The sequence below is a fragment of the Bradyrhizobium sp. CCBAU 45394 genome (assembly GCF_028128655.1).
Classification (GTDB): Bacteria; Pseudomonadota; Alphaproteobacteria; order Rhizobiales; family Xanthobacteraceae; genus Bradyrhizobium; species Bradyrhizobium diazoefficiens.
Genome location: NZ_LBIX01000012.1, coordinates 216,513 through 232,509 on the forward strand (window position 1 = coordinate 216,513; position 15,997 = coordinate 232,509).

Genomic DNA, 15,997 nt, shown 5'->3' on the forward strand with positions numbered 1-15,997 from the left:
GGACCAAATAAGAAAAATCATGCTACCGGCCGGCGAATGGCAGTCGTTTCGCCTCGTTTCCGAGCCTGTCACGCAATAGGCGTTCCCCAAGGGGCAGGGCAGGCGAGCGGTTATTTTCCAAACGCCAGAACATGCAGGCCGAGGCGCTGCCGCACGATCCAGAACAGCAGCACCGTCTCGAAGCTGAGCGAGATCGAGGTCGCGGCCGCGGCGCCATGGCCGCCGAAGCGCGGCACCAGCGCGACGCAGAGCACGACGTTCATCACGAAGGCCAGCGCATAGGCCAGCGCGCAGATCTTCTGCTGCCCGAGCATGTTGAGCAGCCGCTCCACCGGGCCGATGGCGGCGCGCACGACCAGCCCGATCGCGGCGACGAACATGATGTCGTAGCCGACCGTGAATTGCGGCCCGAACAGCCAGAGCAGCGGCTTGCCGAACGCGAGCAGCACGATGGTCGCCGCCAGCGACGGCCAGAACGTCCAATTGATGGCATGTGCGACATAGGCCGACAGGCGCGCTTTGTCCCCCAGCGCATTGTATTCGGCGAAGCGGTGCGCGGTCGTCGCCGACATCGCGTAGTGGATGAACGAGACCAGCGCCAGCGTCTTCACCACCGCGAAGTAGACGCCGACCTCGTCGGAGGGGCGGAACTGCTGAAGCACCAGCACGTCGGTGTAGGACAGCAGCAGATAGAAGCTCTCCACCAGCAGGATCGGCAGCGAGACGGCGAGCCAGCCGCTGATGTCATAGGCCTTCGGCCCGGGCTCGATATGGCCGGCGAGCTTACGGTTCAGCACCACCATCTGCCCGGTCATTGCGATCCACACCGCACCCAGGCTCGCGACCATCGCGGCGACCGCGCCGATATGATAGCCGAGCAGGAAGGCAGAAGCCGTGATGCCGATGATCAGCGCCTGGCGGATGATGAATTGCGGCATCAGGCCGAGCTGCATCCAGTCATGCGAGCGGGCGATGCCGTCCTGGGTGTTGGCGACGACGAAGGCGGGCAGCGTCATGCAGCCGATATAAAGCGGCAGCGCCTCGGCCGGATCGATCCAGGGCGACAGCAGCCTGACGATGCCGGCGAGGCCGAGCGACACCAGCGCGGAGACGGCAAAGGTCAGCCAGCGGCTGCCGGAGAGAAAGCCGCGCAGCAGCGCATGCTCGCCGTCGGTGCGATACTCCGGAATGATCTTCTGTGCGGAGGCCGAGATGCCGAAATCCATCATGCTGCCGAGCAGCAGCACCCAGGTCCAGACATAGACGTAGATGCCGTAGTCGGACGTGCCCATCCAGCGCGCGAGCAGAACCTGCGAAAAATAGGCAAGGCCCGCGCTGATGACGCGGATGATGAAGATGGTGCCGGCCAGCCGCCGCGTCAGCGACGCTTCGCTCGATCCGCCCGAGAGCCTAGCCCGCAGCCGCGCGATCAGCCCGTCCGGTCCGGTCGTTGCGGGTTGTGCATCCATCACGGCCAATTCGAAAATCCCCAGGGCGTTCCGCATGCCACGGCAGCCTTGCTGCAGCAGCCTTGGGAATTAGCAACCATTCGTTAAGATTCGGTTGGGTGCTTTCCGTCGTCGTCCTGGCGAAAGCCAGGACCCATTACCCCAGGGAGAAGTTTGGCGAAGGCCCGGGGTTAGCAGCTTCGCGTCACGACTGCTCCCAGGGGTAATGGGTCCTGGATCGGCGCTCCGCTTCGCTACGCTTGTCCAGGACGACCATCACTCCAAATTCGTGTTGAACTCATACGACTTCTCCGGCCCGACTAGCGTGAACTTCAGCGCCGCCCCGTCGGGCTTGGCGCCCGGCGGCAGCCCGTCGAGCTCGAAGGAGAAGCGCTTCACGCCGGGCGGGCTGGGCTCGACCGGCGCGGGAATCGGCAGCGACCAATCCGGCGTCGGCCCTTCGACGAACAGATTGACCTTGCGCGCATCCGCCGGCGCGACGACGTCGACCACCACGTTCTTGGGCCCGTCGCGCTTGACGTCGCGGATCGTCAACGGATTGGGGTCGCCGATATTGGCGGGCTTCGGCACGGTGTCGAGCGCTGCACGCAGGTTGGCGTCCTCGGTCGAGGCGACGCTGTTGAAGCCGAGCTCGGCGCTGGCCTCGACGGGAATGCAGAGCTTTTCGCACACCGCGTAGTTGATCTCGGCGCGCAAGGTCACCGGCTTGTCGGCGGCCTTGGCGACGATGCGCAAGGGCAGCACGATCTGGTCGTGATAGCCGATCGAATGGCCGCCCGCGCCGTCGTCGAACTTCAGCGGCGCCGGCCACATGATCGTCACAGCCTCGACATTCTCCGATTTCGAGAAGTCGAACCGCGGCGGTACGCCGGAATCCCCGGGCGTACGCCAGTACGTCTTCCAGCCCGGCTGGAGCTGGAAGGCGATACCGCCGAGCAGCACGGCGCCGCTGCGTGATCCCGCCAATAGGCGCACCGCGGAATGTCCGTCGTGCTGCCAGGGCGAGGCGTCGTCGGCGCGGGCTGCGAGGGCCAGTGACGACGCAAGCAGGGTTGTCGCGACGCCGATCGCCGCACGCAGGGGAACTCTTGTGAGCATGGTACGTCTTTACAGGGGCAACCCGGGTCAAACCATTGAATTGCTTGTGATGGATGCACTCGAATCAAGTCTCTGCAAGCCTTGATTTGACAGCGGCCGGGCCCAACATCAGGATAGGAATTGAAACCGGAGTGCTTCACCGATGGCTCCCACAGGCAAGAGGACGGGCGAAAGCACCCGCAGCACGGGTCCCGCGCCCCCCAGTTCGGCCGGCTACCTCGACGGCCGCCTCCTGATCGCCATGCCCGTGATGGGCGATGCGCGCTTCGAGCGCTCGGTGATCTATCTCTGCGCCCATTCGGCCGAAGGCGCGATGGGCATCATCGTCAACCATCCCGCCGGCAGCATCGACTTCCCCGAGCTGTTGGAGCAGCTCGGCATCATCAGGAAGGGCGAGCACATCAAGCTGCCGGAGAACGCCGAAAGCATGAAGGTGCTGCGCGGCGGCCCGGTCGATACCGGGCGCGGCTTCGTGCTGCATTCCAGCGATTTCTACATCGAGAACGCGACGCTCCGGATCGACGACGGCGTCTGCCTCACCGCAACCGTCGATATCCTGCGCGCGATCGCCAACGGCTCCGGCCCCAAGCACGCCATCCTCGCGCTCGGCTATGCCGGCTGGGCGCCGGGCCAGCTCGAGACCGAGATCCAGAGCAACGGCTGGCTGCATTGCGATGCGGATGCGGACCTGATCTTCGGCGACGACGTCGACGAAAAATACGGCCGCGCGCTTCGCAAGATCGGCATCGATCCCGGCATGCTCTCGAACGAGGCAGGGCACGCGTAGCTGGTGTGCCGTCGTCGGCTGTCGTGCCTCAGCCTCCGCTGTCATGCCCCGGCTTGACCGGGGCATTCGGTACGCCGCAGCTTCTCGATTCTTTCACTGCTGCCTCTGGAATACTGGATCGCCCGGTCAAGCCGGGCGACGACACCGATTGCTGAGTAGCGCCTACTCCGCCGCCTGCCGCTGCACCGTCGGCTCCGTCCCCGCCACCGTCGCGCGGCGCATGTCGCGGGGCTGGGACTGGTCGTAGCGGCGGACGCGGTGCATGGTCTGGCGGTTGTCCCACATCACAAGGTCATGCAGCTTCCATTTGTGGACGTAGACGAACTCGGCCTGTGTCGCGTGCTCGTTGAGATCGCGCAACAGCAGCCGTCCCTCCGGCACGCTCATGCTGACGATCTTGCCGGCATGCGATGAGAGGTACAGCGACTTGCGGCGGTGGACGGGATGGGTGCGCACGAGGCGTTGCAGCACCGGCTTGAACATCTGCTTCTCTTCGTCGGTGTACTCGGTGAAGCCGAGCGAGCCGCGCGAATACATCAGCGAGTGCTCGCAGACGAGGTCCTCGATCTCGGCCTTGGTCTCGTCGTCGAGCGCGTCATAGGCCGCGCGCATGTCGGCGAATTCGGTGTTGCCGCCCGTCGGGTTCACCACGCGCGCCGACAGCAGCGAGAATTTTGCGGGAATGGGACGGAACGAGCTGTCGGAGTGCCAGAGGCAGTTGCCGAGGTTGAACAGGTGCGTGCGGCTGTCCTTGGCCAGCGGCTTGCCGTCCTTGCCGAGATTGGAGACGTCGTTCAGGCCGGATTGCAGCCGGTAGTCCTTCTCCTTGGTGACCGTGCCGCCGCGCGCGTCCTCGCGCTGGCCGAAGTTCAGCGCGAAAGCCATCTGCTGCTCGTCGGTGATGTCCTGGTCGTGGAAAACGAGCACCGCGTATTTGTCCATGGCGGACTCGACTTCGCGGGCCTCATCCGGCGTGAGCGGCTTTCGCAAATCGAGGCCGGAAACCTCGCCGACAAAATGCGTCTGAAGCTGCCGGATGGCGATCGTCATGGCGTTTTCTCCCGCGGACCGCGAGCGGTTGCTCCCGCTCTGTTGACAAAAAAGCTACTCCGGCAACCGCAGATGTCAACGCTTGCTCAGCATACCTCTTACGCGTTGCGCGCCATCAGGCCGCCGTCGACCGGGATCACCGCGCCGGTCAGGAACGACGCGGCCGGTAGGCACAGGCTCAGCGTCATGTGCGCGACCTCCTCGGGATCGCCGTAGCGGCCGAGTGCCGTCCGGCGCTTGGCGTAGATGGTCTTGTGCTCCTCCGAGATGCGGTCGGTGATCGCGGTGTGGATCGGACCCGGGCAGATGCAGTTGACGGTGATGCCTTCGCGGCCGAGCTCGACCGCGAGCGAGCGGGTCAGGCTCGCCACGCCGCCCTTCGCCGCCGAATAGGGACTGTGCAGCGCGGTGGCGCCGAGCGCCTCGGTCGAGGCAATGTTGACGATGCGCGGGCTCTTCGATTTGCGCAAGTGAGGCAGCGCGGCGCGGATGATGCGCGGATGCGCCGTCAGCATCACGGCGATGCCCTTGGCCCAGGCATTTTCGTACGTCTCGTCATCGATCGCGACACGCACGGAGATGCCGGCATTGTTGACGACGATGTCGAGCCCGCCGAAATGCGCTGCAACGTCATGGACCACGCGCTTGATCTCGCCGCCGTCGGCGACATCGAGCTTCCAGGCCTTCGCCGACCCGCCGCTCGCTGCGATCTCCCTCGCGACGGCTATCGCGCCTTGCTCGTCGTAATCGGTCACCGCGACGTTCGCGCCCTCGGCGGCGAACACGCGCGCCGTCGCGCGTCCCATGCCGCTGGCGGCGCCGGTGACGAGAACGGTCAGGCCCTTCACGGACCGGCTCAGCTGTTTGAATTCGGACATGCTGTTTCCTCGCGTCCTTCTGTTTCTTGTTATGAGATTGACAAGGCTGGCATCGATCCGCAGACAGGTCAAACAAGCAAAATAAAAGGGGAGGTCGCGATGGCGAACGAGCTCGATTTCACAGGCAAGCAGGTGCTGGTCGTCGGCGGCTCCAGCGGCATCGGCAACGGCATCGCGCAGGCCTTTCGCGCCAGGGGCGCGCATGTCGCGGTCTGCGGCACGCGTGCTCACGCAACGGAATATTCGGCTGAGGAAGGCTCCGATCTCACCGGCCTTGCTTACGCGCAACTCGACGTCAGCAATCCCGCTGCGATCGAAGCCTTCAAGCCGTCCTTCGACTGGCTCGACATCCTCGTGCTTGCGCAAGGCGCTGTGATCTATCGCCGGGGCGAATTTGAAATGACCGGCTTCCGCAAGGTCGTCGAGGTCAATCTGATGAGCCTGATGGCGTGCGCGACGCGGTTTCATTCCATGTTGCGGGATGCGAAGGGCGCGCTGATCATGGTGTCCTCGACCGCGGCCTATCATTCCACCATGGGCAATCCCGCCTACAACGCCTCGAAGACCGGTGCGGTCGGATTGACGCGCACGCTAGGGGAGGCCTGGGCCGAGGACGGCATTCGCGTCAACGGTATCGCGCCCGGCCTCGTCGATACCAAAATGACGAAGGTCACGACCGACAATCCCAAGCGGCTCGAAGGTGCCTTGTCGCGCATTCCCCTGCGGCGATTGGGCACGCCGGCTGACATGGCGGGCGCGGCGCTGTTTCTGGCATCGCCGCTGTCGTCCTACATCATCGGCCAGACGCTGGTCGTCGATGGCGGACTCATTCTCTAGGCGATTGCTCTAGGCGATTGGAACTGCGCTGCGCCTGATCGGTTACTCCGGCTGACCCCCGAGGAGGACCACATGGACAAGGATCGAATTGTTGGATCGGCCAAGGAATTCGCTGGCCGCGCGGAAGGCGCAGTCGGAGATCTGGCGGGCGATGCGCAGACACAGGCGTCGGGCAAGGCGCGCGAGGCTGCCGGCACCGTGCAGAATCTCTACGGCCAGGCCAAGGACGCCGTGCGTGAGGCCAGCGAGACCGCGGCCGGCTACGCCAAGGATGCCTACGACAACAGCGGCGAGACCTTCCGCGATGGTTCGCAGGCGATTGCCAGGAAGGTGCAGGACAATCCGCTCGGCGCACTGCTCGTCGCTGGCGGCATCGGCTTCGCGCTCGCGCTGCTGATGTCACGGCCGGCACGCCGCCCGCCGCCGCGCTGGCGCTATTACGGCTGAGCCACCCCGCCTCGTCATTCCGGGCTCGCGCTTCGCGCGCCCGGAATCGCATCACATCAGAAATCCAGCTACCGGATCACTTCCGCCGATCGGCCGACATTGCCCGGCGGACGCGGGATCGCGGGGTTTTGGGCCGGATTGCGCGGCCCTGGTGCCGGCGCCAGCTGACGCGGTGCCGGCTGCGGCGAGCCGAAGCCGAAGAAATCACGGAACGACGGCGTCGCCTGGGCCGGCTGCTGCACCACCGGCGGTTTCTTCGGTGCGAGCTTTGGCGGCGCGATCGCAGCAGCCGCCGCGCCCGGCGCGCCGGGAGCAGCAGCGCCGCCGTCGGGCGTCGTCGTGGCCATCGGCGTATCGCCCTTGGCCTGCTCGCGGCCGACTTCGCGGCGCGGCCAGGCATAATCGTCCGCACGGCCTGCGGGGGCCGTCAGCGGCTCGCCTTTCACCATCGTCTTGGCAGCGAGCGCATCGACGGCGGCAGGACGCGAGCCCGGACCGCCCAGCAATTGATCGGTCGAGATCGAGGCCGCGACCAGCGGCACGATCGGGCCGGCGAGCGGACGCGGCGCGGGCTTGCCGGGCTCGACGCTGGTGTCGGGCGTTGCCGGCTCGCTCGGCAGCGCGATCGGGCCGGAGCGGCCTGCGAGCAGGCGCGTGATCTCGCGCTCGACATAGTGCGCCAGCTTGCGCGCGCCGGGCTTGGTGAAAAAGACGCCGTCATAGGTGCGGAGCTGACGGATCTGGCCCTCGAAGTCAGGACCCTTCTGGAGGAAACGGCCGGCTTCGTCGACGAAGCCGTCCCAGACATCGACATAGGTGATGCCGGCCTTGGCCGCGCCCTCGCGATAGAGCGAATCCAGGAAAAGCATGTCCGCCGTGCCCTTCGGGCCGCGGATCGCGGGCAGGCCGACCCAGAGCACCGGCACGCCCTTGGCTTTCAGGACGTTGGCCAGCTCCTCGATCTTCTTGGCGTAGAGCTCGACCCAGCGGTCGTCGCGGAATTCGTAGAGGCCGTTCGGGTTGCGTGCGGTCTTCTCGGGAGCAGCGACCTGCGGCGCGTCGGCGTTGTCGGCGTCATCCTGCGGCAGGTCGGCATCGGCCGGCTTGTCGTCCGGCTTCGCCGCGATATCGGGCTTGGCGTCGCCGGGTTTCGCGTCAGGCTTTCCTTGCGGCTTGGCGCGCGCGCCCTTGTCGTTCTTCTTGTCCTTGTCCGAAGCCTTGTCGGATTTCTCAGTCACCGGCTCGCGGATCGAGATACGATCGTTGAGGCCGAGCATGACGACGATGACGTCAGGCTTCTCGGTCTCGAGGATGCCCTTGGCCGCCGCCGCCCAGTCCGAAGGTTCGCCCTTCGGCTGGTACTTGATCAGGCCGGACGTGGTCTTGTGCTTGCGGATCACGCCCATGTCGGGCTGCTCGCTGTAGGCATCTTCCAGGCCGTAGGCGAGCCAGTCCGCCATGGCGTCGCCGATCACCAGCACGTTCTTGTCGGGAATGGTGTCACGCTTGCTAGGTGCCGGCGCGCGCGAGAAATCCTGGCGCGGCGCCTGCGGCTGTTGCTGCTGGAACGGTGCGAAGAAGTCGCCGCCGAACCAGCCGCCACCACCGCCGCCTTGGCGCGGCGGCGGGGCCGAACGTTGCGGCGGGCCGCCGAAGCCGGGGAAGTTGAAGAATTGCGCCGAGGCGGGTCCTGCGACCGATACCAGAATCGCAAGCGCCGTCCCCAGCGCAATCAGCGGGCCGGTCTCGGTCAGCGCCTTGAACAGGGACTTCTTCGACATGCGATCTCGGGCACCCGCAACGGGTCTGGAAGTGGCTCGATATAATAACGGAATCAGGCGCCAAACGGGCAGATTCTATTGCAGATTCTCTCGCAGATTCTTTGGCCATACACCGGGGAACCGCCGCCCCCGTCAAGGCCGGCGCGCAAAATCCCTGTTCAGGGTTACTTTCGGCGCGATTTCACCGTCCGCGCAGCCGTTCCAGCACGTCGGAGGACGCAAAACCGTCCGCGGGGACCCCGATCGAGGCCTGGAAGTTGCGCAAGGCCTCCCGGGTCTGGCCGCCGAACTGGCCGTCCGGGGTGCCTTTGTAGAAGCCGCGCTGGGCCAGCAATTGCTGGAGTTCCAGCCGTTCCGTGCGGGCCAGCTCCCGTTCCTGCCGCGGCCAGGGCTGCACGAAGGGCTGCCCCCCACGCAGGCGGTCGGCGAAATGGCCGATCGCCAGCGCATAGGCCTCGGCCGGGTTGTACTTCATGATGACCCGGTAGTTCTGAAGCATCAGGAAGCCCGGCCCCTGCGCGCCCGCCGGCGCCAGCAGATAGGCTTTCTCCGCCGGGTGCGGGAAGGGCTGGCCCGTCGCGCGCTTGAGGCCGAGCTTTTCCCACTGCGCGATCGTCATCGCCTTGGCGCGGTCGGCCAGCATGTAATTGAAGCCCTGGGGTACCACGACCTCAAAGCCCCAGGTCTGGCCGGCCTGCCAGCCGTCCTTCTTCAGGTTGTTGGCGGTGGAGGCGATCAGGTCGGTGGGATTGTCGACGACGTCGCGCCGTCCGTCGCCATCGCCGTCCACGGCAAAGCGCTTGAAGGCGGTCGGCATGAACTGGGTCGGGCCGAAGGCGCCGGCCCAGGAGCCGCGCATCTGCTCGGGCCTGAGATCGCCGCGATTGAGGATCTCCAGTGCGGAGAGGAATTCGTCCTTGAAATATGCCTGGCGGCGGCCGATGCAGGCGAGCGTCGCGGTCGATTGCAGCACGCTGCGGTCGCCCATCTGCGTCGAGTAATTGGACTCGATACCCCAGATCGAGGCGATGATGTAGCGATCGACGCCAGTGGCCTTTTCGGTGGCGTCGAACTGCGCCTTGTACTTGGCGAGCACCTCGCGGCCCTTGGCGAGGCGGTTGTCGTTCACGAGAATGTCGAGATAGTCCCAGATCGACTTGGTGAACTCCGGCTGCGAGTCCATCAGGTCCATGATGCGCAGGTCGGGCGCGAGCCCTGCGGTGAAGCGCTGAAAATTCTCCTGGGTGATGTTGCGGCGTGCGGCATCGGGCCACATCCCCGCAACGCAATTGTTGAAATTGGAGGCGGCCTCGCGGATCGCGGCCGCCGTCATCAGCGGATGGCCGGAAGCGCCGTCCTCGCCGCTCCAGGGTTGCGCGCCGCCGGGACCTGGCTGGGCTTGCGAGGGAGCAGGGTTCGAGCCGGAGAAAATACCGCCGAACAGGTTCGACAGGCCGTTCTGCGCCTGTGCCTGCGCGCAAGCCGGCAGCAGCAAGGCAGCCGCAACCAACGCCACGCTGGTCACGGATCCAGCACGTTTTGCCAGTCCTGCCACTGATTGCATCATGTCCCACCTGTCAGGCCAAAAATCCGCCATCAGGAGGCCCGGTTGCGGTTGCCAATAGCTTAACAAAGATGAAATTTTGGTGTCGGCCTTTTTCTCAACTCTGTAACGGCGAGGCCCCACATCCGCCTTTGTTAGCGGTTGCAAACAAGCTAGCAAGATCACATTGCTCCGTTCACGTCCTCAGGTATTCGATCGATCCCATGAAAATCCGCAAAGCCGTATTCCCCGTCGCCGGCCTCGGCACCCGCGTCCTGCCCGCCACCAAGGCGATGCCGAAGGAAATGCTGACCATCGTCGATAAGCCGCTGATCCAGTACGTCTATGACGAGGCGAGGGAAGCCGGCATCGAGCACTTCATCTTCGTCACCGGCCGCAACAAGAATGTCATCGAAGATCATTTCGACAAGATGTTCGAGCTCGACGCGACGCTGGCTGCGCGCGGCAAGAAGGCCGAGCAGGAGATCCTGGCGCAGAACCAGCCGGAAGCCGGCGCCGTCAGCTTCACCCGCCAGCAGGCGCCGCTTGGTCTCGGTCACGCGGTCTGGTGCGCCCGCGACATCGTCGGCAACGAGCCGTTCGCGGTCGTGCTGCCCGACGAGCTCGTGCTCAACACGCCCGGCTGCCTGAAGCAGATGATCGAAACCGCGTCCTCGCTCGGCGACAAATCCAACCTGATCGCGGTCGAGGCGGTGCCCGACCATCTCACCCATCAATACGGCATCTGCGGCGTCGGCAAGCGCACCGGCAAGATGTTCGAGGTCGACGGCATGGTCGAGAAGCCGGCCAAGGGCACCGCGCCCTCCAACCTTTCCATCACCGGCCGCTACATCCTCCAGCCGGAGATCTTCAAGATCCTGGAGACCCAGGAGCGCGGCGCCGGCGGCGAGATCCAGCTCACCGACGCCATGATCGGCCTCGCCAGGTCGCAGAAATTCTACGGCGTCGAGTTCGAGGGCGAGCGCCATGATTGCGGCTCCAAGCCCGGCTTCCTCCGCGCCAACATCGCCTACGGCCTGAAGCGCCCCGAGCTGCGCGACGGGTTGATCGCGGAGATGAAGAAGTATCTGGGGCAGTGACATCGAAGGCGGACGCCGTCGATGTCATCCCGGGATGGTCCGAAGGACCAGACCTCAGGTGCGCAATTGCGCACCGGGGGATCTCGAGATTCCGGGTTCGGCTCTTCGAGCCGCCCCGGAATGACAGCCTAGATCACGCCACCAGCGACAGCTTCGGCAAGCTCGCGACCACGGACTGGTTACGCCCGCCCGCCTTCGCGGCATAGAGCGCCTTGTCGGCGGCGGCGACCAGGATCGACCAGTCCATGCCGGCGGCGGGGACGAGACTGGCGATGCCGCAGGAGACCGTCGAGGTCGCCGCATCGTCGGACCAGCCCTGCACCTTGCCGCGGATCGCCTCGGCGATCCCGAAGGCTTCGGTGGCGGAGGTGTTCGGCAGCAGCACGGCGAATTCCTCGCCGCCATAGCGCGCGGCGCAGTCGCCGGCGCGGCTCACCGAATCGGAAATGCAGATGGCGATGCCGACCAGCAGCTGGTCGCCGGCCTGGTGGCCGAACGTGTCGTTGTAGGCCTTGAAGTGATCGGCATCGATCATCAGGAGCGCGACCGGCGTCTTCTGGCGCATCGCGCGCCGCCATTCGACATCGATGACAGCATCGAACTTGCGGCGGTTCTTCAGGCCGGTGAGCGCGTCGGTCGTTGCCATCTCCTCGAGCTTGCGCTCGGCCTCGGCGCGTCGGTCGATCTCGCGTGCGAGCACGAGCGTCGATCCCAGCACGAACAGTGCAAGCGCCAGCACCACGGCGCCGATGCGATAAGCTTCCTTCTGCCACAGCGCGAACACGGCGCTCAGCGGCTTGCCGGCCACCACGAACAGCGGACTGGACCCGCCGCTGCGGACATAGAGCCGCGGGGTCGCGTCGACCGGGCCCTTGCCCGCAAAGGAGCCTCCGACCTGGAGGTTTTCCGGTTTCCAGTCCGGTCGCGTGCCGAGGTTCTTGCCAATGACGTCGAGATCGAACGGCCGCCGCATGATGATGGTGCGGTCGCGCCTGAGCACGGTGATGGTGTCTTCAGGGTCGAGGCTCAGGCGCTCGAACAATTCGTGGAAATAGCTGAAGCGGATCGAGCCGGCGACGACGCCAAGGAAGCCGCCGTCGGTGTCGCTGATGCGCCGGCTGAGCACGATGGAATAGGTGCCGCGGAACAGCATCGGCCGGCTGATGAAGAGGCCCGCTTCCGGATTGTCGTGATGAACCCTGAAGTAGTCCTCCTCGCTCCGGCTCTCCGGCAGGGGATCGAGCGTGGAAGCGTCGATGGTCAGCCTGCCCTCGGCATCGAACACCTGGATCGCGCCGAAATGCCGTGCCGTGGTCGCATGGTCGAACAGGATGAGGTGGCGGACCGTCTTGGAGACCGTCGCGAGCTCGGGCAGCAGCATGTTGTTGGCGACCGCCTTCAGCGACAGGTCGTAGATCTCGATGTTGCGACTGACGTCGGACTCGATGGTCGTCGCCAGGTTTTCCAGCGTCTGGCGGGCGAGTGCCTCCTCGCCGCGGCGCATGTCGAGCATGACGTTGACGCAAATGGTGGAAAAGCCGATCACCGTCACGACGGACGAGATGATCAGAAGTTTCGCCGAGATCCGCCACGGCCGGCGGGCCGTGACTTCGCGCCATCCAGACAGCATCGTTTGCTCCCGATCCTAGTGGATGCGCCCGAAAGCTTGAGTAGTGTTTAAGGTAGGACGGCACTGCCGCAATGAGTTAAGAAACGGTTGATGCGGCTCACGGTTTTGGGCAGGCCCGATCGGGCAAATCCGGCTTCGGACGAGAGGACGACGGTGAACGACTACGACGCGTTGCGCGACTATCTGCTGCGGCAGAAGCAGGACGAATTCGTGCTGAGCTTTGAACAGATCGAGGAGATCATCGGCGCGGCCCTGCCGCGTGCGGCGAATCGTGCCTCGTGGTGGGACAGCCTGCGCAGCCCCGACATCCAGATGCCGCAGCGCGAGGCCTGCCTCGCCGCCGGGTTCGTGGCGACACGGATGCCGGACGGCGCGAGCGTCAGGTTCACGAAAAAGAAGAAGAACGACCGGCGGCGGTGAGTGCCGACCTCGAGGTTGATGTGGCGCGCGAGTCGCGAGTTCAGCTCGCCGCTTCCAGCCGCACTTCCGTCAGCAGGCGCATCGCCGCATCGGCGTCCATCGGCTCGCCGAAGGCAAAGCCCTGCGCGTATTCGCAGCCCATCTGGTAGAGCTCGACCGCGTCGGAATCGGTCTCGGCGCCTTCGGCGACCACGTCCATGCCGAGGTCGTGCGCGAGCGCGATGATCGACTTCAGGATCACCGGACGGGTGCCGCGGTTGGTGGTGCGCACGAACGACTGGTCGATCTTGATGGTGTCGAACGGGAAGCGCTGGAGATAGGCCAGCGAGGAATGGCCGGTGCCGAAATCGTCGAGCGACAGCCCGGTGCCGAGCTCGCGGATCCGCGTCAGCATCTGCGCCGCGTGCTCCGGGTTCTCCATCACCAGCGATTCCGTCAATTCCAGCTTCAGCGTGCCGCGCGCCACCGACGAGCGCGACAGCACGGTGCGGATGTCGTGGATCAGGTCGTGGCGCAGCAATTGCCGCGAGGAGACGTTGACGGAGGCGAAGATCGGCTCGCGCGAGCGCATCGCGCGCTGCCAGATAGAGAGCTGCTTTGCGGTCTGGTCGAGCACGAACATGCCGAGGTCGACGATCAGGCCGGTCTCTTCGGCGATGGTGATGAATTCCGACGGCGCCATGCGCCCGAGCTTGGGGTGGTCCCAGCGCGCCAGCGCCTCGAAGCCGGCGACGGAGCGGTCCTCCAGCCGGACGATCGGCTGGTAGAGGATGGTGAGCTCCTGCCGCTCGATGGCGCGGCGCAGCTCGCTTTCCAGCGTCAGGCGGTCGGTCTTGCGGGCGCGCATCGCCGGCTTGTAGACGTCGATGCGATCGCCGCCGATGCGCTTGGAGTGATACATCGCCAGCTCGGCATCCTTGATGATCTCGTCCGTCAATTGCGTCTGAGGATCGGAAAGTGCGAGCCCGATTGAGGCCGTGAGAAAAATCTCGCGCTCGTTGAAGGCGATCGGCGCGCGGATGGTCTTGCGGATGGTCTCGGCGAAGGCGGTGATGCGGGCGGGATCCTGCTCCGACAGCAGGATCAGGCCGAACTGGTCGCCGGCGAGCCGCGCCAGCGTGTCCTGCGGCTTCAGGATGCGGGTGAGGCGGCGGGCCAGCGTCAGCAGGATGGAATCGCCGACCGCAATGCCGACGGAATCGTTGACCTGCTTGAAGCGGTCGAGGTCGATCACCATCAGCGTCGGCCGCAGCGTCGGCATGGTCTTGGCGAAATGCGCGACCGCACCCAGCCGGTCCATGAACAGCTTGCGGTTGGGCAGGCCGGTGAGGTTGTCATGCACGGAATCGTGCAGCAGGCGCTCCTCGGCATTGCGCAGCTCGGTGACGTCGGTGAGCGTGCCGACCACGCGCGAGACCTCGCCGTCGGAGCCGACCACGGGACGCGCCTTCAGCGCGAACCACATGAAATGACCGTCCGGGGTGCGCAGGCGGAAGTCCTGCACCAGGCGGCCGCGGCGCTGGTCGAGCACGCTGTCGAGCGCGGCGCGGAAACGGTCCTGGTCAAGCGGATGCAGCACTTCCAGCCAGGACGCCGCCGGGCCTTCCAGCGTGCCGCGCTTGAGGCCGAGCAGGGCTTCGGTCTCGGGGCTGGTGAAGACCTTGTCGGCGGAAACGTCCCAGTCCCAGATCAAATCGCCGGAACCGGCGAGCGCCAGTGCGCGCCGCTCGATGTCGGAGACGACGCCGGTGGTGGCGCCGCCGCCGGCGAAGGCGTGCTGCATCACCGTGAAGCCGATCAGCATCACGATCAGCACGAGGCCGCCGAGCAGCGCCGGGCCGACGATGTCGTTGGTGACGGAGCCCGCCACCGTCATGCCGGCCGCGACCACCCAGACCACCAGGAGGAACCAGGTCGGAATCAAGAGCACCGCGCGGTCGAAGCCGTGGGTGGAGAGATAGACGATGAGCGCGAAGCCGGCGAAGGCGATCAGCACCAGCGAGATGCGCGCGATGCCGGAGGCCACCGCCGGGTCGAACAGCGCCAGTGCGACCAGCGAGCCGAGGAAGGCGAGCCAGCCCACCGTGATGTGCGAATAGCGCACATGCCATCGACTGAGGTTGAGATAGGCGAACAGGAACACCAGCAGCGTCGCCGCCAGGATCGCTTCACCCGCCGCGCGCCAGATGCGCTCGGCGTTGTTCGACATGTCGAGCACCTTGCCCCAGAAGCCGAAATCGACGCCGATATAGACCAGCACCGCCCAGGCCAGCGCCGCGGCCGCCGGGAACATGATGCTGCCCTTCACCACGAACAGAATCGTGAGAACGAGCGCCAGCAGCCCCGAAATGCCGATCACGATGCCCTGGTAGAGCGTGAAGGAATTGACCTTGTCCTTGTAGGCTTCCGGCTCCCACAGATAGAGCTGCGGCAGCTTGTCGGTGCGCAGCTCCGCGACGAAGGTGATGACGGCGCCGGGATCGAGCGTGACGCGGAAGACGTCGGCGGTCGGGCTTTCCTGCCGCTCCGGCCGGTCGCCGGTCGAGGGCGTGATGGTCGCGATGCGCGATAGGCCGAGGTCGGGCCACAGCAGGCCTGACGAGACGATGCGGTAATGCGGGGCGACGATCAGGCGGTCGAGCTGGTCGTCGGTGTTGTTGGCGAGCGCGAACACCACCCAGTTCTGGCCGCCCTCGCGGGCGCGCACCTCGATGCGGCGGACGATGCCGTCGGTGCCGGGCGCGGTCGAGACCTGGATACGGTCGGCATCGCTGCGCTGATGCTCGAGCACGCCGGTGAGGTCGATCGCGGGCGCGTCACCGCGGACGCTGACGGCGTCGAGCGCGCGCGCCGGAAGCGCGGCGACAAGAATCATGAGGCCCAGCGCGATGGGCGCGAGGCACCTGATCAGACGCAAGGTCAGTTCTCCGCGTTCGACGCAAACTTCGTGTGCAAGG

13 protein-coding genes are annotated in these 15,997 nt (G+C 65.7%); 5 read left to right on the forward strand and 8 right to left on the reverse strand.

The genetic code is table 11. The features are described from left to right. Nucleotides 1-110: 110 nt before the first annotated feature. Both WN73_RS08200 and WN73_RS08205 read right to left on the reverse strand, forming a co-directional pair. Nucleotides 111-1,478, reverse strand: a complete 1,368-nt coding sequence (locus WN73_RS08200; RefSeq protein WP_028173467.1) for a flippase — start codon at nucleotides 1,476-1,478, stop codon at nucleotides 111-113. 246 nt (nucleotides 1,479-1,724) lie between these two features. Beyond that, the gene (locus tag WN73_RS08205) at nucleotides 1,725-2,567 is read right to left on the reverse strand and encodes a protein-disulfide reductase DsbD domain-containing protein (RefSeq protein ID WP_028173466.1); all 843 of its coding nucleotides are present in this window, start codon (nucleotides 2,565-2,567) and stop codon (nucleotides 1,725-1,727) included. 142 nt (nucleotides 2,568-2,709) lie between these two features. Between WN73_RS08205 and WN73_RS08210 the strand changes: the two genes are divergently transcribed. Then, nucleotides 2,710-3,354: a YqgE/AlgH family protein gene (locus tag WN73_RS08210; protein WP_011084308.1), complete on the forward strand. Its 645-nt coding sequence runs from the start codon at nucleotides 2,710-2,712 to the stop codon at nucleotides 3,352-3,354. A gap of 162 nt (nucleotides 3,355-3,516) precedes the next feature. Here WN73_RS08210 and WN73_RS08215 read toward each other — a convergent pair whose 3' ends face one another. Both WN73_RS08215 and WN73_RS08220 read right to left on the reverse strand, forming a co-directional pair. Continuing rightward, complete coding sequence (locus WN73_RS08215) at nucleotides 3,517-4,404, reverse strand: TauD/TfdA dioxygenase family protein (RefSeq protein ID WP_161536604.1); 888 nt, start codon at nucleotides 4,402-4,404, stop codon at nucleotides 3,517-3,519. Nucleotides 4,405-4,502: 98 nt separating this feature from the next. Continuing rightward, complete coding sequence (locus tag WN73_RS08220) at nucleotides 4,503-5,282, reverse strand: SDR family NAD(P)-dependent oxidoreductase (protein WP_271552287.1); 780 nt, start codon at nucleotides 5,280-5,282, stop codon at nucleotides 4,503-4,505. A 99-nt stretch (nucleotides 5,283-5,381) separates the two neighbouring features. Here WN73_RS08220 and WN73_RS08225 point away from each other — a divergent pair, with 99 nt between their 5' ends. Next, nucleotides 5,382-6,119, forward strand: a complete 738-nt coding sequence (locus tag WN73_RS08225; protein ID WP_028173463.1) for an SDR family NAD(P)-dependent oxidoreductase — start codon at nucleotides 5,382-5,384, stop codon at nucleotides 6,117-6,119. Between the two features lie 72 nt (nucleotides 6,120-6,191). Further along, nucleotides 6,192-6,566 carry a CsbD family protein gene (locus WN73_RS08230; protein ID WP_011084312.1) on the forward strand — a complete coding sequence of 125 codons (375 nt, stop codon included), beginning with the start codon at nucleotides 6,192-6,194 and terminating at the stop codon, nucleotides 6,564-6,566. Nucleotides 6,567-6,634: 68 nt separating this feature from the next. Here WN73_RS08230 and WN73_RS08235 read toward each other — a convergent pair whose 3' ends face one another. Further along, complete coding sequence (locus WN73_RS08235) at nucleotides 6,635-8,347, reverse strand: SGNH/GDSL hydrolase family protein (RefSeq protein WP_271552289.1); 1,713 nt, start codon at nucleotides 8,345-8,347, stop codon at nucleotides 6,635-6,637. A 181-nt stretch (nucleotides 8,348-8,528) separates the two neighbouring features. Continuing rightward, entirely contained in the window at nucleotides 8,529-9,911 is a 1,383-nt protein-coding gene (locus WN73_RS08240) for a lytic murein transglycosylase (protein ID WP_442870055.1), read from the reverse strand. 203 nt (nucleotides 9,912-10,114) lie between these two features. On the opposite strand from WN73_RS08240, the gene WN73_RS08245 reads away from it, so the two are divergent. Next, the gene (locus WN73_RS08245; RefSeq protein WP_011084315.1) at nucleotides 10,115-10,990 is read left to right on the forward strand and encodes a UTP--glucose-1-phosphate uridylyltransferase; all 876 of its coding nucleotides are present in this window, start codon (nucleotides 10,115-10,117) and stop codon (nucleotides 10,988-10,990) included. 133 nt (nucleotides 10,991-11,123) lie between these two features. Here the strand turns inward: WN73_RS08245 and WN73_RS08250 are convergent, their stop codons facing one another. Further along, nucleotides 11,124-12,620 carry a sensor domain-containing diguanylate cyclase gene (locus WN73_RS08250; protein WP_028173459.1) on the reverse strand — a complete coding sequence of 499 codons (1,497 nt, stop codon included), beginning with the start codon at nucleotides 12,618-12,620 and terminating at the stop codon, nucleotides 11,124-11,126. Nucleotides 12,621-12,773: 153 nt separating this feature from the next. On the opposite strand from WN73_RS08250, the gene WN73_RS08255 reads away from it, so the two are divergent. Continuing rightward, nucleotides 12,774-13,040 (forward strand): DUF7662 domain-containing protein, encoded by a 267-nt coding sequence (locus tag WN73_RS08255; RefSeq protein ID WP_028173458.1) that lies wholly within the window; start codon nucleotides 12,774-12,776, stop codon nucleotides 13,038-13,040. A 40-nt stretch (nucleotides 13,041-13,080) separates the two neighbouring features. Here the strand turns inward: WN73_RS08255 and WN73_RS08260 are convergent, their stop codons facing one another. Beyond that, on the reverse strand, nucleotides 13,081-15,957 hold the full coding sequence (locus tag WN73_RS08260; RefSeq protein WP_028173457.1) for an EAL domain-containing protein: 2,877 nt from the start codon (nucleotides 15,955-15,957) through the stop codon (nucleotides 13,081-13,083). Nucleotides 15,958-15,997: the final 40 nt, after the last annotated feature.

Excerpts from the sequence above, each read along its gene's own strand:
- WN73_RS08225 (WP_028173463.1), top strand. The coding sequence starts at position 5,382 with ATGGCGAACGAGCTCGATTTCACAGGCAAGCAGGTGCTGGTCGTCGGC.
- WN73_RS08250 (WP_028173459.1), bottom strand. The coding sequence starts at position 12,620 with ATGCTGTCTGGATGGCGCGAAGTCACGGCCCGCCGGCCGTGGCGGATC.
- WN73_RS08245 (WP_011084315.1), top strand. The coding sequence starts at position 10,115 with ATGAAAATCCGCAAAGCCGTATTCCCCGTCGCCGGCCTCGGCACCCGC.
- WN73_RS08240 (WP_442870055.1), bottom strand. The coding sequence starts at position 9,911 with ATGCAATCAGTGGCAGGACTGGCAAAACGTGCTGGATCCGTGACCAGC.
- WN73_RS08215 (WP_161536604.1), bottom strand. The coding sequence starts at position 4,404 with ATGACGATCGCCATCCGGCAGCTTCAGACGCATTTTGTCGGCGAGGTT.
- WN73_RS08235 (WP_271552289.1), bottom strand. The coding sequence starts at position 8,347 with ATGTCGAAGAAGTCCCTGTTCAAGGCGCTGACCGAGACCGGCCCGCTG.
- WN73_RS08230 (WP_011084312.1), top strand. The coding sequence starts at position 6,192 with ATGGACAAGGATCGAATTGTTGGATCGGCCAAGGAATTCGCTGGCCGC.
- WN73_RS08220 (WP_271552287.1), bottom strand. The coding sequence starts at position 5,282 with ATGTCCGAATTCAAACAGCTGAGCCGGTCCGTGAAGGGCCTGACCGTT.
- WN73_RS08205 (WP_028173466.1), bottom strand. The coding sequence starts at position 2,567 with ATGCTCACAAGAGTTCCCCTGCGTGCGGCGATCGGCGTCGCGACAACC.
- WN73_RS08210 (WP_011084308.1), top strand. The coding sequence starts at position 2,710 with ATGGCTCCCACAGGCAAGAGGACGGGCGAAAGCACCCGCAGCACGGGT.